This window comes from Parashewanella sp. 2304DJ23-3, from assembly GCF_056591695.1.
The window spans coordinates 994267-1008204 of the sequence record NZ_JBWQOH010000001.1 but is presented as its reverse complement, the minus strand read 5'-3'; the positions used below and the strand labels follow the sequence as shown (position 1 = coordinate 1008204).

Below are 13938 nucleotides of genomic sequence, written 5' to 3'. Positions count from 1 at the left end.
CTTCATTAATCTTTATTGATAATGCTCGAAAAATCGCCTAATTTGAAACTTTAAGCTTTTAAATCTAGGTATTGATGTATGCCAATAATGCCAGCCATTAATGCAGCGACAAGAGTTTCTGCATCTGAGCGTTTAGCTCGGCAAGACTATGCGCACCAGCTTGAGCAAACCACTCTAGAAAGAGAGATCTTGGATGAGGTCGATTTTGACCTGAATGGGATGACCATTGATGAATTTAAAGCATCAGATAAATATGTCCCATTTACTAAAAGTTACAAGCAGCAAGCGAAACGCTTACATTCTCAAATTCAACACAGATTGCCGATATCCGACGCCGCCAAAAAAGTATTATCAACGCAAGTTGAAGAGTTTATGTCGGCGGCGTTTGATGACAGTAAATCTAAGTTCAAGCGTTATTCTGATGATGATTTAAAAAATCATGTCTATACGGGAATGCGGAAAAACTTTAATCGTTTCAATGAAGCGTTAGCGGATTCAGATGAGAGAATTCCGATGGACGATATTATTCGTTCAACAATATTGTTTTTACCAGAGCAAGGTAACAATCCTGCTTGGGCTGAATTCTGTATGGAACAAGCTTTGCAAACGTTAAAGGCGTCGCAAGAGCAAGCATTACAGTTCGCTAAGCATCAATCTGATCGAGCAGAAAAGAGCCCTATATTCCATGCAGTGAATCATAATAAGTTTGATACGGCACATAACCTCCTTAGAGTGAAAGATAAAAATATAAACCCAGATGAATTGGATGTTCATGGACGAAATGTGTTGCATATTACCGCTCTTAAAGGTAATCCCGAACTTGCTGAGGAGTTAGCAGCGAAACGTTCGCCGAGATTTCCAGCCTCACAGCTTGATGAGTATGGTAATCATGCCCTCCATTTAGCCGTGAAAAGCGGATCTTTGTCCACCGTTCAAGCAATGATGAAAGCAGTCGGTGATAATGCTTTTATTCGTAACGATGCAGGTAAAACGCCGCTTCACCTTGCTGCTGAGAAAAAGAATAATGATATTGTGGATTTTCTAGTAAAGCATGCCAATCAAGATGCATTAGATGCCCAAGATCAAAATGGTAATACAGCAGCACAAATTTCAGCGAAAATGGATAACCCTGAAGCCGTGAGAAAACTGGTTACTGCAGGAACCAACACCAAATTACTGAATAATGCCGATCAATCACTACATGCATTAATGATGAACATTACTGGAAGTGGTCAATCTGCTGGTGGAGGAGCTGCAGCAGGTGCAGCATAAACGCATTGCGAGGTTAAAATAGGGCTTGGTTGAAAGCCCTATTTTTATTTTATTGAAACGGTACTCTTACCCAACCTTCCATAAGAATACGTGCACTGCGGCTCATGGTCGCTTTATCAACACTCCACTTACCATTTTCTAAAGATGCTGCAGCGCCGACCTTTAGCGTGCCAGAAGGGTGACCGAAGTTAACACTTTGTTTTTCTCCACCACCCGCAGCGTGGTTCACTAAAGTTCCTGGAATTGCCGCTGCAGTACCAATCGCTACCGCCGCAGTCCCCATCATTGCATGGTGAAGTTTGCCCATCGACATCGCTCTTACTAACAAATCAATATCGGTATTGTTGATTTGTTTACCGCTTGACGCTGAGTAAGCTTTAGGTGGGCTTACAAATGCAATTTTGGGTGTGTGCTGACGAGTTTGAGCGTCTTCTAATTTTCGAATCAATCCCATTTTTAGTGCACCGTAAGCACGAATTTTCTCAAAGCGAGCAAGTTGGGTATCATCATTATTGATGTCATCTTGTAATTCAGTGCCTTGATAGCCAATGTCTTCAGCATTGACGAAAATCGTTGGAATACCGGAATTAATCATGGTGGCTTTGAAGGTGCCAACATCTGGTACTTCCAAGTCATCCACTAGATTTCCCGTTGGGAACAAGTTAGCACTTTTGTCTGCAGGCTCAAGAAACTCAAGTTCAATTTCAGCGGCGGGGAAGGTCACGCCATCTAATTCAAAATCACCAGTTTCTTGTACTTCACCATTGGTCATCGGCACTTTCGCAACGATGGTCTTACCAATGTTTTGTTGCCAAATGTTGATGATGGCTAAACCATCTTTAGGCAATTTACTTTTATCAACCAAGCCAGCATGAATGGCAAAGGCACCAACAGCGCAAGATAAGTTGCCGCAGTTACCGCTCCAATCGACAAAGGCTTTATCGATAGCGACTTGTCCGAAAAGGTAATTAACATCGTGTTTGCCATCGTCGGCTTTGGACAGTATGACGGTTTTCGATGTGCTTGAGGTAGCGCCACCCATGCCATCAGTTTGTTTAGCGTAAGGGTCTGGACTGCCAATCACTCGCAATAATAAGTTGTCACGGGCTTCACCGGCTACTTGGCAAGCTTGTGGTAAATCTTGTAAGCGAAAAAATACGCCTTTACTGGTTCCGCCACGCATGTAAGTCGCAGCAACCTTAATTTGTGGAGCAAAGGTCATGGTTAATTCCTTATTACTCATAAAATGCCCCTCTTAATTCATAGGAAGGGCAGAATTACTTAGGTGTTCGCTTCTAAAAAGTCTTGAGCAAAGCGTTGTAAGACACCACCGGCGCTGTAAACGTAGACTTCTTCAGCTGTATCAAGTCGGCATGTCATTGGCACATCAACTTGCTCACCATTCTTACGAGTCACACGTAATGTGAGCGTTGCTAATGGTGCAGGTTCACCGATGACGTCATAGGTTTCAGTACCATCGAGTTCAAGCGTTTTACGCGTAGTGCCAGCTTTAAATTCAAGTGGCAGAACACCCATTCCGACTAGGTTCGTGCGGTGAATACGCTCAAAACCTTCAGCGGCAATGGCTTCAACACCAGCAAGGCGTACGCCTTTCGCCGCCCAGTCGCGTGATGAACCTTGACCATAATCGGCACCCGCCACGATAATCAATGGTTGTTTGCGATCCATATAGGTTTCAATCGCTTCCCACATACGAATTTGTTGGCCTTCAGGCTCAAGACGAGCCAGAGAACCCTGAATGACGTTACCGTCATCATCTAAGCACATTTCGTTAAGCAGCTTCGGATTAGCAAACGTAGCGCGTTGCGCCGTTAAGTGGTCGCCACGGTGGGTTGCGTAAGAGTTAAAATCTTCTTCCGGTAGCCCCATTTTCGCCAAATATTCACCTGCTGCTGAAGTAGCTAAAATCGCATTTGATGGTGATAAATGGTCGGTCGTAATGTTGTCACCCAATACAGCTAGTGGGCGCATGCCTTTCATGGTGCGCTCACCCGCTAATGCGCCTTCCCAATAAGGTGGGCGACGGATGTAAGTGGTCTGTGGGCGCCAATCATAAAGCGGGCTAGGTGCTTGTGCGTTTTCGCCCAAATCAAACATCTTGATGTAGATTTGTTTGAATTGCTCAGGCTTCACGCTGTCACGCACAATGGCATCGATTTCTTCATCAGAAGGCCAGATATCTTTGAGTGTGATTGGGTTACCGTTGTCATCAAAACCAAGTGCATCTTGCTCAATATCAAAACGCATGGTTCCCGCAATTGCATAGGCAACAATAAGCGGCGGTGACGCTAAGAAGGCTTGCTTGGCGTAAGGGTGAATTCGGCCATCGAAGTTACGGTTACCAGATAATACTGCGGTTGAATAAAGATCACGGTCGATGATTTCTTGTTGAATTTTTGGATCTAATGCACCGCTCATACCGTTACACGTTGTACAGGCATAACCGACAATACCGAAGCCAAGCTTCTCAAGCTCAGGCAGCAAACCTGCTTCTTCAAGATACAGTTTCGCTACTTTTGAACCCGGAGCAAAAGAGGTTTTAACCCAAGGTTTGCGAACGAGGCCAAGTTCATTGGCTTTTTTAGCTATCAACCCAGCAGCAACAACATTACGAGGGTTACTGGTATTGGTGCATGACGTAATCGCTGCAATGATCACTGCACCGTCAGGCATTAAACCATCTTCTTGTTGCCATTCTTTGGCAATACCACGGCTTGCAAGATCGGAAGTTGGTAAACGGCGATGAGGGTTTGATGGCCCAGCCATATTGCGGCATACGGCTGAGATATCAAACTCAAGTACACGTTCGTATTGCGCTTCAACCATATCATCAGCCCAAAGGCCGGTTGTTTTTGCGTAGTGCTCAACAAGAGCAACTTGCTCTGGTTCGCGTCCAGTCAGCTTTAAGTAGTCGATGGTTTGCTCGTCAATGTAGAACATACCAGCAGAGGCACCAAATTCTGGGGTCATATTTGAAATTGTGGCTCTATCACCAATAGTGAGTGCACGAGCGCCTTCCCCGAAGAACTCAAGGTAAGCCGATACCACACGTTGCTCACGTAAAAATTCAGTTAAGGCTAATACGATATCGGTTGCAGTGATACCCGGTTGGCGTTTTCCTGAAAGCTTAACGCCAACAATGTTCGGCAGGCGCATCATAGATGGGCGACCAAGCATAACCGTTTCAGCTTCTAGACCACCAACACCGAGTGCAATTACGCCTAATGAATCAACGTGAGGTGTGTGACTGTCTGTGCCAACACAGGTATCTGGAAAGGCAATGCCGTCACGGTTTTGAACTACTGGTGACATTTTTTCCAAGTTGATCTGATGCATAATGCCATTACCAGCAGGGATCACATCGACATTTTTAAATGCAGTTTTTGTCCATTCAATGAAATGGAAACGATCTTCATTACGTCGGTCTTCAATAGCACGATTTTTTTCAAATGCATCAGAGTCAAACCCTGGCGCTTCAACAGCCAGAGAATGATCCACAATCAACTGTGTCGGAACCACAGGATTAACCAGTGAAGGATCACCACCTTTTTCTGCAATGGCATCACGTAAACCCGCTAAATCGACTAGGGCCGTTTGACCTAAAATATCGTGACATACCACACGAGCAGGATACCAAGGAAAGTCGAGATCTTGTTTGCGATCGATAAGCTGCTTAAGTGAATCCGTTAAGGTTTCCGGATTACAGCGACGAACTAATTGTTCCGCTAAGATTTTTGAGGTGTAAGGTAACTTTTTATAAGCGTCAGCCGTAATGTCGTTGATGGCTGCCTCAGTATCAAAATAATCAAGTTGAGTATTTGATAAAGATTTACGGTAATTGGTGTTCATGAGTCTATCCACACACGTTGTTTATCTCAATCTAAGGTTGAGTTAAGAATTGGGTTGCCTCGAAGCCTTGCTCAAAAGGTGGGTGAGCAAGGCTTACGGCTCAAGGCGATTGGTTGAACTATCGTTGTGCGATTGGTTTTACCGCACGTGGCTCTTCACCTACATAGTCTGCACTTGGGCGAATGATGCGGTTATTTGAACGTTGCTCCATTACGTGTGCAGCCCAGCCTGTCAAGCGTGAGCAAACAAAGATTGGCGTGAACAATTTCGTTGGAATACCCATGAAGTGATAGGCACTAGCATGGAAGAAATCAGCATTACAGAACAGTTTCTTTTGCTCCCACATAAACGCTTCACAAGCAGCTGATACACGATATAAACGGTCATCACCGAAGTCTTTACCTAATTGCTCAGACCAAGATTTAATGATGGAGTTACGTGGATCTGACTCACGATAAATCGCATGACCAAAGCCCATGATCTTATCTTTACGCTCAAGCATACCTGCAAGTGTGTCACGTGCATGTTGCTCGTCTTTAAGTCCTTCAATCAGCTCCATTGCTGCTTCATTAGCACCACCGTGTAATGGGCCACGTAATGAGCCAATAGCACCAGTAATACAAGAATGCATGTCTGACAAAGTTGATGCACAAACACGAGCAGTAAACGTCGAAGCGTTGAATTCATGCTCAGCATAAAGGATCAATGAGCTGTCCATGACTTTAGCGTGTAATTCAGACGGTTTTTTACCATGGAGTAAATGTAGGAAGTGAGCACCAATTTGCTCATCATCGGTTTCAGTTTCAATACGAACATTGTCGTGAGTAAAGCGATACCAATAGCAAATGATAGATGGGAAAGCTGCCAACAAACGATCTGCGGCTTCACCTTGCTGTTCAAAGCTAGCTTCCATTTCTAGATTACCTAGCATTGAACAACCTGTCCGCATCACGTCCATAGGGTGTGCTGAAGCAGGAATACGCTCAAGCACTTCTTTTAATGCTTGCGGTAGACCACGCATAGTCTTTAGCTTAGTTTTATAAGCATCAAGTTCAGCCTGATTTGGCAGTTCACCTTTAAGGATTAAGTGAGCGACTTCTTCAAATGTCGCATTGTCGGCTAAGTCTTTTAAATCGTAACCACGATAAGTTAGGCCAGAACCCGATTTTCCGACTGTACTTAAGGCTGTTTCACCTGCGCTTTGGCCACGAAGACCGGCGCCACTCAGTTTTTTATCTACCATTACTATCTTTCCTTTAAATTTATTGAATTTTTTATAATTATTATTCTTGTCTATTTGTATCGGATACAGATTAATTATTTGTTACGATTTTTCAGAGCTAAATAGCTCATCCAGCTTATTTTCAAATACGTGATAACCAAGGTGTTCATAAAGATCGGCACGTGTTTGCATTGTGTCTACAACATTGCGCTGGTGGCCGTCATCTTTCAGGGCTTTCATCACATTCAGTGCCGCTAGGTTTGCCGCACGGAAAGTACTGAGCGGATAAAGAATCATATCTGCGCCAGCTTCAGCCAAAGCTTCTTTATCAAATAATTCAGTTTTACCAAACTCTGTCATGTTCGCTAAAATAGGCACGTTCACTTGCTTGCGGAAGTGGCGATATTGCTCAAGTTCGGTTAAGGCTTCAGCAAAAATCATGTCAGCCCCAGCTTCTACGTAAGCTTTTGCTCGTTCGATACCCGCTTCTAAACCTTCTACAGCTACAGCATCGGTACGTGCCATAATGACGAAGTTCTCATCGGTTCGTGCATCTACAGCCGCTTTAATGCGATCGACCATTTCTTCAGTACTGACTACGGCTTTGTTCGGGCGGTGACCACAACGTTTTTGTGATACCTGATCTTCCATGTGTACAGCCGCAACGCCTGCTTTTTCAAACTCACGAATGGTGCGAGCAATATTAAATGCGCCGCCCCAGCCAGTATCGATATCAACAAGTAGAGGTAAATCGGTTGCTGAGGTAATGCGGCTTGCATCGATGATTACGTCATTCATTGATGTCATACCAAGATCTGGCATGCCGTAAGAGGCATTCGCTACGCCAGCACCTGATAAATAAAGTGCTTGAAAGCCTGTGTGTTCGGCCATTAATGCAAAATACGCATTAGTTGTGCCTACAATTTGTAATGGGTTGGCATTTGCGACCGCTTCTCTGAAGCGTAAACCTGCACTTTTTTTCATGTTTAATTTCCTTTTGTAGGGCAGAGATCAAAGGTTGTTTATGGTTAACAACGACTCTGCGGCGGCTTGTTGTTTTTGCCGCTCAATCAGTTTTATTTCGGTATTTTTTCTGCCTCGCTCGATATGGCGACGCATCAGTAAATTGGCTAGCTCGCCATCGCCGTCGGCAATGGCATCAATAATTCTTCGGTGCTCTGCAATGGCACTGGTCGGGCGTTCATCACCGCTTGTCTGAAAGCGGTACATTCTGATCAAGTGATACAGACTGCCTGTTAACGTTTCTTGCAGGTGACGATTGTCACTCGCTTGTATAATTTGGTAATGAAAATCGATTTCACTCTGCTGCTGAAAGTCATGGTCGCCGTCAGCTAATGCCTGCTCTTGGCGAGTTAACAAAGCTTGTAAAGATTGCATCTCTGATGCTGATATTCGGTTTGCAGCGAGTTCGCAAGCCATCCCTTCAAGAACACTGCGCAGTTGATATAGCTCATTGAGTTCTTTAACTGAAAGTTGAGCAACACGGGCACCGATATGAGGAGCTCGAACGACAAGACGTTGACGTTCCAAAGTTTGCAATGCTTCGCGAGTTGGACCACGACTGATACCGTATTGTTTTGCAATGGACTGTTCGTTGATTTTACTGCCAGCAGGGATCTCACCAGTAATGATACTGTTTTGAATTTGAATCAATATTTGGTCGACAAGGGTTTTCGACTTCTCTGTCATGGCGTACTTAAAATAAGCAGTTGTTGATTGCTATTTAAACTAGTGTTTATTTTTAATATTGTCAACAATAAGTTGACGTTAACGTCATCTTTATGGTGTTTTAATTCTATTTTTGATTTTTGAATATGAGATTGTTGACAATTTGAAAGGCGCATTCAGAAGTTAAACACGCCGGTTGGAAAGGTTGAAAATGGACTATTTTTGTTTGAACTCTCCAATAACCTTGTCTTTTTCTTGCCAAATATCATTCAACCATCTTTGGAACTCGACCCTATATTCACTACTTGTAGAGTATTTGTCTGCATCGACTTGAGGGACAGGTAATGCTTCTACTTTTACTATTATTCGTTTTAAACGACCAGACATTGCATCGACGAGTACATTTTCAGGATTATCAGGATAGACTAAAGTCATGTTCAATACGCTACTGAATTGATCGCCCATCGCAGAAAGTGCGAAAGCGATACCGCCAGCTTTAGGACGAAGTAAATGTTGATATGGAGAATTTTGTCGTTGACGCTTTTCTTCAGTAAAGCGGCTGCCTTCAGCATAGTTCATGATAGACGTCGGAAGGTGTTTAAATTTCTGGCAAGCCTTACGAGTCGACTCCAGATCTTTTCCACGAAGTTTTGGGTTCTTTTTTAGCTTCTTTGGGCTTGTTCGGTTCATGAAGGGCATATCTAAAGCCCAACAACCTAACCCGATGAATGGTACATAAAGTAATTCTTTTTTTAAGAAAAACTTAAGCATGGGAGCGTGATTTCTCAGAATATAAGATTGAGCAGCAATATCGAAGCCACTGAGGTGATTACTAAAAATGAGATACCAAGAATCTTTATGCACATTCTCTAAGCCTTCGATTTGCCATTCAACATTAGAGGTTAGCTTTAGTGTCATGCCATTGCATGATGCCCAAGCATACATAAAAGCGTTCATCACTTTTGTTAATTGGGTTTTCACTGCATTGATTGGCAATAATACTTTTAATATGCCGCCAATCGAAATAAGGCCAGCCCAAAGGCAAGTGTTTATAACTAATAAAATGGCACTGATAATAAATAAAACTGGTGCAGGTAAAAAACTGAGCATAAAGAATCTAGCCTTCCTTTGAGTTGCGCATTAACTGTGAAAAATTACGATCTTTTTGTTCCCATAGCTTTGTAAGAGATTGCTGGAAAGATTGCTTAAAGCTGCGATCATTAACATAATCACCTTTCAAGTCGTCTCCGATAGGGGCTTGTTCGATATGGACATATATGTCGTTAACTTGACCACTGATGTAGTCCCAAAAGCTTGGTGTCTTATTTGGGTAATGGATAGTGACATCAACTAACGTATTCATACACTCACCCATAGTGGCAAGTGTAAATGCCATTCCACCTGCTTTAGGGCGCAATAAGTATTGATATGGAGAATTCTGCTTCTGTTGCTTTTCAGTAGTAAAGCGAGTGCCTTCAACAAAGTTCATCACACTTACTGGCTTATGCTTAAATTTCTCACAGGCCTTTCGAGTGATTTCAATATCCTTGCCTTTCAGTTTTGGATTTTTTCTAATTTGAGCGGTGCTATAACGGCGCATAAATGGGAAGTCTAGCGCCCACCAAGCTAACCCTAAAACTGGCACATAAATTAGCTCTTTTTTAAGAAAAAATTTTAAAAATGGAATTTTACGATTTAGTACTCGTTGTAAAATCAGTATATCGACCCATGATTGATGATTCGCAATGACCATATACCAATCACGTTGCTTGAAATTCAAATTACCTGACAAGTGAACGTTTGTTGGATGGAATATTTTTTCGATAGTGCCATTGACACTGATCCAGCCAGAAGCACAATTATCAAGAATGGAAGAACCTAAGTTTTTAGCACTTTTAAGTGGTAATAATTTTAATAAACCAAAAAACAGGATGGGGATCATCCAAAGTAAGGTGTTAATCACATAACAAAGAAAGGCCAAACTGCCTTTAATTCTCGCCACTTATTGTCTCACTATAAACTCAAAAGAGCACTATTTTACCTGTAACCATATTTAGATGAAAGGTGGTACGAGGAATGAAAATTAACCTTCATAATATTTAAAGATTGATATAATTGATGAAGTGCGTTTCATAATTTCACTTTTTATGGACGCTTTTAGGATGAAGATGAAAATGATTTTAAGGACATCAAAATGAAATCTGCAGTTCTCCCACTGGCTCTCATTGCGACTTTAGTATACTCCACCCCAACTCTTGCTGACCATTCTAACGGCGTAGGCCTAAAAGCCGGTGCGACAGGTATTGGTTTAGAATATTACGCTGGTCTTTCTGACAATTTTAATTTCAGAATCGGTATCAATAATTTTCAATATGATGATGATTTCACCGAAAACGATATTACCTATGATGCAGAGCTTGAATTAAGAACCGCTTCTGCAATTTTTGATTACCACCCTTGGAGCGATTCAGGTTTTCGATTAAGCGCTGGAGCTTATTACAATGGCAGTAAAGTTAATGCGACAGCCAGAGCGATTGATGGTGAGTATGAATTCAATGGCGATGTGTATCGTGTCGAAGATGTGGGTAGCGCTGACGGTAAGGTTGAATTTAAAAAGTTCGCACCTTATATCGGATTAGGTTGGGCCTCAGCTCCAACAAGCACTTCAAGCTGGTCATTCACTGCAGAAATTGGAGCGTTTTACCAAAGTACGCCAGAAGCTGAGCTTAATGTTTCCTGTGGCCCTGCTTTGGATGCTGATTTATGTACGAATTTACTTGCTGATGTAAAAAGTGAGCAGGATAAGCTCGAAGAAGACATTAAAGAGTATAAGTGGTATCCGGTGGTTAATTTCGGTGTTCTATACCGCTTCTAGCGATAAGTCAAAATCAATATAGCCTGTACGTTCAGGCTATTTAATTTTGATTGAGCCGACTTAATAACTTATCCATTGCCCTATATCCCAAAGCTTGTGCAATATGACTTCGATTAACTGACGTTTCAGCTTGTAGGTCGGCAATCGTTCGAGCTACTCGTTGTAGTCGGTGGTAACTTCTAACAGAGAGTCCGAGTTGATGGACGCTTTGTTCTAAAAACTCTAAATCTTGTTGTTTGAATCCTCCTGTTTGTTTTAATAATCCCCCATTCAGGTGAGCGTTTAATACTCCTGCTCGATTGAGTTGAATTTGTCTGGCTTGAAGGACTCGTTTAGCGACGGTTTCACTGGTCTCACTGTTAGATGTACTTTGAGTGAGTGTGCCTTGAGGAAGTTTGGGAACATCGATGGTGAGATCAAATCGATCGATGAAAGGGCCTGATAGCCGACCCAGATAGCGTTTAATTTCGTTAGGTGTCGCTCTACTTTGCTCTGCATCACCACATGGACTTGGATTGAGCGCTGCAACTAATTGAAATTGACTTAAGAATTTGAGCTTAGCTGCGGCACGAGAAATAATGACTTCACCTGTTTCCATCGGCTCTCGTAGGCAATCTAAAACTTTACGAGGAAACTCTGCAACTTCATCTAAAAATAACACGCCTTTATGAGCGAGAGAAATTTCTCCTGGCTTAGGTATACTGCCACCACCGACTAAAGAGACTCCTGAGCTTGTATGATGTGGAGATCGAAATGGGCGATTGAAAAATGATTGTGGCTTCAGATGGAGTCCTGCAACTGAATGAATCGACGCTACTTCAAGAGCTTCTTCATAATTTAGCGGAGGAAGTAAGCTCATAATGCGACTTGCAAGCATCGTCTTTCCCGTTCCTGGTGGGCCTAGCATCAGTAAATTATGTCCACCTGCGGCGGTAATCGCTAAAGCTTGTTTCGCTTGGTATTGGCCAATAACTTCGCTCAAACAGGGTTGGTTTGTTTCTGACTCTGACTCACCTATCCACTCCGCATTTGGTTCAATTCCTGGTAATTTATCTTGTCCGTGCAAATAGGCAGCAATATGCGAAAGCTGGCTCGCAAAAAACACCTGATGATAATCAACAAGTTCTGCTTCATGCCGATTCGCTAAAGGCATGATCAGTTTTCTATCAGCTTTTTTACTGGCGACAATTACAGGTAATAAACCTAAACAAGGTTGCACGTTTCCTGAAAGGCTTAACTCACCAACAAACTCATGAAATCTGAGTGACTGAGAAGGGATCTGATTTGCAGCAGCTAAAATACCAATGGCAATCGGTAAGTCGTAGCGCCCGCCTTGTTTAGGGAGGTCTGCTGGAGCAAGGTTTACGGTAATTCGTTGCATTGGAAACTCGAAACCAGCATTGATGATGGCACTGCGAACGCGTTCTTTTGCTTCTTTTACTGAAGTTTCAGGTAAACCAACGAGGTTAAAGGCAGGTAATCCATTACTTAAGTGAACTTCTACCGTGACGAGCGGGGCTTCAACACCACAACTAGCACGAGTATAAATGCAGGAAATTCCCATCAACATATCCTTATGTTGCTTTTAATTTGACCAGATTATTAGATTTTTATTACGAAAACAATGAATAAAAAAAGGGGCTTGATAAGCCCCTGACAGATAAATGTAATACTAAATGCTACTTAATTTTAATATCAACCCAAACTAAGCGATGATCAGAAGTCACTGATTTACCTTGTTCGCCTTCGTCGTTGATGAACAAATAACGGTAGTCCTCACCGTCAGCTTGCCAAAATACACCAGAATCAACGACGTTTAGATCGTTAGATGGTAAAACGTAATCAAGACGCAACGGGTAAGTATGAGTCCAGTAGTCAGCAACGCCTTTGTTGTCTGCGGCTTTTTCATCAGTGTAGTTTTTACCACCTTTTGAAGCTGGGACCATATTACCTACAGCAATTTCTTGTGCTACACGAGGATGGTTAAGTAGTTGCTTGATTGAGTAATCGTAAGAGTCACCGTCAACAGGATCTGCATTCAAGTCACCTGCAATGATAAAGGAAGCATCTTCACCAATACCGCCTTTGTTACCTTGGTCGTCAACGAGGTAAGAGTTTTGACTGTAATCACTACTGATGTAGTCTGAGAATAGACGGATCTCATCATAGTTACGGCGGCCATTGCGATCTTCAACGCCATCAAATACAGGTGGTGTTGGATGCATTGCGAGTAAGTGAATGGTTTTGTCTTCGCTCACCTTAATGGGTAAGTCGACATGGTTTTTCGACGATAAGCGGAAGTGTTCCATTGTGGCGTCAGAATAATACGGTTCTTCTAAGTCATTACCACCACCATCAAACTTATTAGGCAAAGCAGCGTCAGGCATGTCTTTCCACAAAAACTTTTGGAAGCTGCGTAAGTTCTCAGTATCTAACTCATATTTTGATAGTACGATAAAGCCGTATTGACCATGATAGAAACCAAAGCCGTAAGTATCAGCCGGCACTGTGACTTCACCATCATCAGTTAAATCGTGTTCAGCGAGTCCTGTGTTTGTAGGCACAATGTAAAAGTGTGGGTAATCAATAGACTCAGCACCGTTTTGAGATTTTTTCAGGTAGTTAGCAATAAAGTCTCTAACAACAGTGTCATCTTTACCGATACCGTCGTGGTCAAATTCATTTAATAGAACAACATCTGGACGAGTACGTTGCAATACTTCAGCGACATTTTTAATTTGCTGGTTATCACCTGCAGCCATTTCTGCTGGAAGTACTTCTGCCGCCGTGCGGTCAAATGAAGCATTAAAAGTAGCGAATCTTACGGTTTGGTCAATCACTTGTTTGTTATCGTCGTTATCTGAATTACACCCTGCTAATAACATAGCACTTACTGCAGTCGCAATTAAACTTGCTTTTAACTTCATTACATCAACCTTGTAATCTGTGTGGTTTTTTATTCCAGATGAATCATAGATATAAATATTTGGAATAAATGTGATGTAGCTAA

At 42.5% G+C, this 13938-nt stretch carries 11 protein-coding genes; 2 read left to right on the top strand and 9 right to left on the bottom strand.

Features of this window, described 5'->3' with window-relative positions:
* Positions 1-78: 78 nt before the first annotated feature.
* On the top strand, positions 79-1272 hold the full coding sequence (locus tag AC1EU2_RS04440) for an ankyrin repeat domain-containing protein (protein WP_480296783.1): 1194 nt from the start codon (positions 79-81) through the stop codon (positions 1270-1272).
* Positions 1273-1321: 49 nt separating this feature from the next.
* Here AC1EU2_RS04440 and prpF read toward each other — a convergent pair whose 3' ends face one another.
* From prpF to AC1EU2_RS04405, 7 genes are all read right to left on the bottom strand, one after another.
* Positions 1322-2515 (bottom strand): 2-methylaconitate cis-trans isomerase PrpF, encoded by a 1194-nt coding sequence (gene prpF, locus AC1EU2_RS04435; RefSeq protein ID WP_480296782.1) that lies wholly within the window; start codon positions 2513-2515, stop codon positions 1322-1324.
* Positions 2516-2553: 38 nt separating this feature from the next.
* Positions 2554-5142: a Fe/S-dependent 2-methylisocitrate dehydratase AcnD gene (gene acnD, locus AC1EU2_RS04430; RefSeq protein WP_480296781.1), complete on the bottom strand. Its 2589-nt coding sequence runs from the start codon at positions 5140-5142 to the stop codon at positions 2554-2556.
* Positions 5143-5260: 118 nt separating this feature from the next.
* On the bottom strand, positions 5261-6385 hold the full coding sequence (gene prpC / locus AC1EU2_RS04425; protein WP_480296780.1) for a bifunctional 2-methylcitrate synthase/citrate synthase: 1125 nt from the start codon (positions 6383-6385) through the stop codon (positions 5261-5263).
* Between the two features lie 81 nt (positions 6386-6466).
* Positions 6467-7348 (bottom strand): methylisocitrate lyase, encoded by an 882-nt coding sequence (gene prpB, locus AC1EU2_RS04420; protein WP_480296779.1) that lies wholly within the window; start codon positions 7346-7348, stop codon positions 6467-6469.
* 27 nt (positions 7349-7375) lie between these two features.
* The gene (locus tag AC1EU2_RS04415) at positions 7376-8074 is read right to left on the bottom strand and encodes a GntR family transcriptional regulator (protein ID WP_129948483.1); all 699 of its coding nucleotides are present in this window, start codon (positions 8072-8074) and stop codon (positions 7376-7378) included.
* 195 nt (positions 8075-8269) lie between these two features.
* A complete protein-coding gene (locus tag AC1EU2_RS04410) occupies positions 8270-9163 on the bottom strand; it encodes an acyltransferase (protein WP_480296778.1) in 894 nt (297 codons plus the stop codon).
* 7 nt (positions 9164-9170) lie between these two features.
* On the bottom strand, positions 9171-10055 hold the full coding sequence (locus AC1EU2_RS04405; protein ID WP_480296777.1) for an acyltransferase: 885 nt from the start codon (positions 10053-10055) through the stop codon (positions 9171-9173).
* A gap of 192 nt (positions 10056-10247) precedes the next feature.
* Between AC1EU2_RS04405 and AC1EU2_RS04400 the strand changes: the two genes are divergently transcribed.
* Positions 10248-10928, top strand: a complete 681-nt coding sequence (locus AC1EU2_RS04400) for a hypothetical protein (RefSeq protein WP_480296776.1) — start codon at positions 10248-10250, stop codon at positions 10926-10928.
* A gap of 40 nt (positions 10929-10968) precedes the next feature.
* Here the strand turns inward: AC1EU2_RS04400 and AC1EU2_RS04395 are convergent, their stop codons facing one another.
* A complete protein-coding gene (locus AC1EU2_RS04395; protein WP_480296775.1) occupies positions 10969-12492 on the bottom strand; it encodes a YifB family Mg chelatase-like AAA ATPase in 1524 nt (507 codons plus the stop codon).
* 115 nt (positions 12493-12607) lie between these two features.
* A complete protein-coding gene (locus AC1EU2_RS04390; protein ID WP_480296774.1) occupies positions 12608-13855 on the bottom strand; it encodes an endonuclease/exonuclease/phosphatase family protein in 1248 nt (415 codons plus the stop codon).
* Positions 13856-13938 lie beyond the last annotated feature (83 nt).

Excerpts from the sequence above, each read along its gene's own strand:
- AC1EU2_RS04440 (WP_480296783.1), top strand. The coding sequence starts at position 79 with ATGCCAATAATGCCAGCCATTAATGCAGCGACAAGAGTTTCTGCATCT.
- AC1EU2_RS04390 (WP_480296774.1), bottom strand. The coding sequence starts at position 13,855 with ATGAAGTTAAAAGCAAGTTTAATTGCGACTGCAGTAAGTGCTATGTTA.
- prpB (WP_480296779.1), bottom strand. The coding sequence starts at position 7,348 with ATGAAAAAAAGTGCAGGTTTACGCTTCAGAGAAGCGGTCGCAAATGCC.
- AC1EU2_RS04415 (WP_129948483.1), bottom strand. The coding sequence starts at position 8,074 with ATGACAGAGAAGTCGAAAACCCTTGTCGACCAAATATTGATTCAAATT.
- prpC (WP_480296780.1), bottom strand. The coding sequence starts at position 6,385 with ATGGTAGATAAAAAACTGAGTGGCGCCGGTCTTCGTGGCCAAAGCGCA.
- AC1EU2_RS04395 (WP_480296775.1), bottom strand. The coding sequence starts at position 12,492 with ATGGGAATTTCCTGCATTTATACTCGTGCTAGTTGTGGTGTTGAAGCC.
- prpF (WP_480296782.1), bottom strand. The coding sequence starts at position 2,515 with ATGAGTAATAAGGAATTAACCATGACCTTTGCTCCACAAATTAAGGTT.
- AC1EU2_RS04410 (WP_480296778.1), bottom strand. The coding sequence starts at position 9,163 with ATGCTCAGTTTTTTACCTGCACCAGTTTTATTTATTATCAGTGCCATT.
- acnD (WP_480296781.1), bottom strand. The coding sequence starts at position 5,142 with ATGAACACCAATTACCGTAAATCTTTATCAAATACTCAACTTGATTAT.
- AC1EU2_RS04400 (WP_480296776.1), top strand. The coding sequence starts at position 10,248 with ATGAAATCTGCAGTTCTCCCACTGGCTCTCATTGCGACTTTAGTATAC.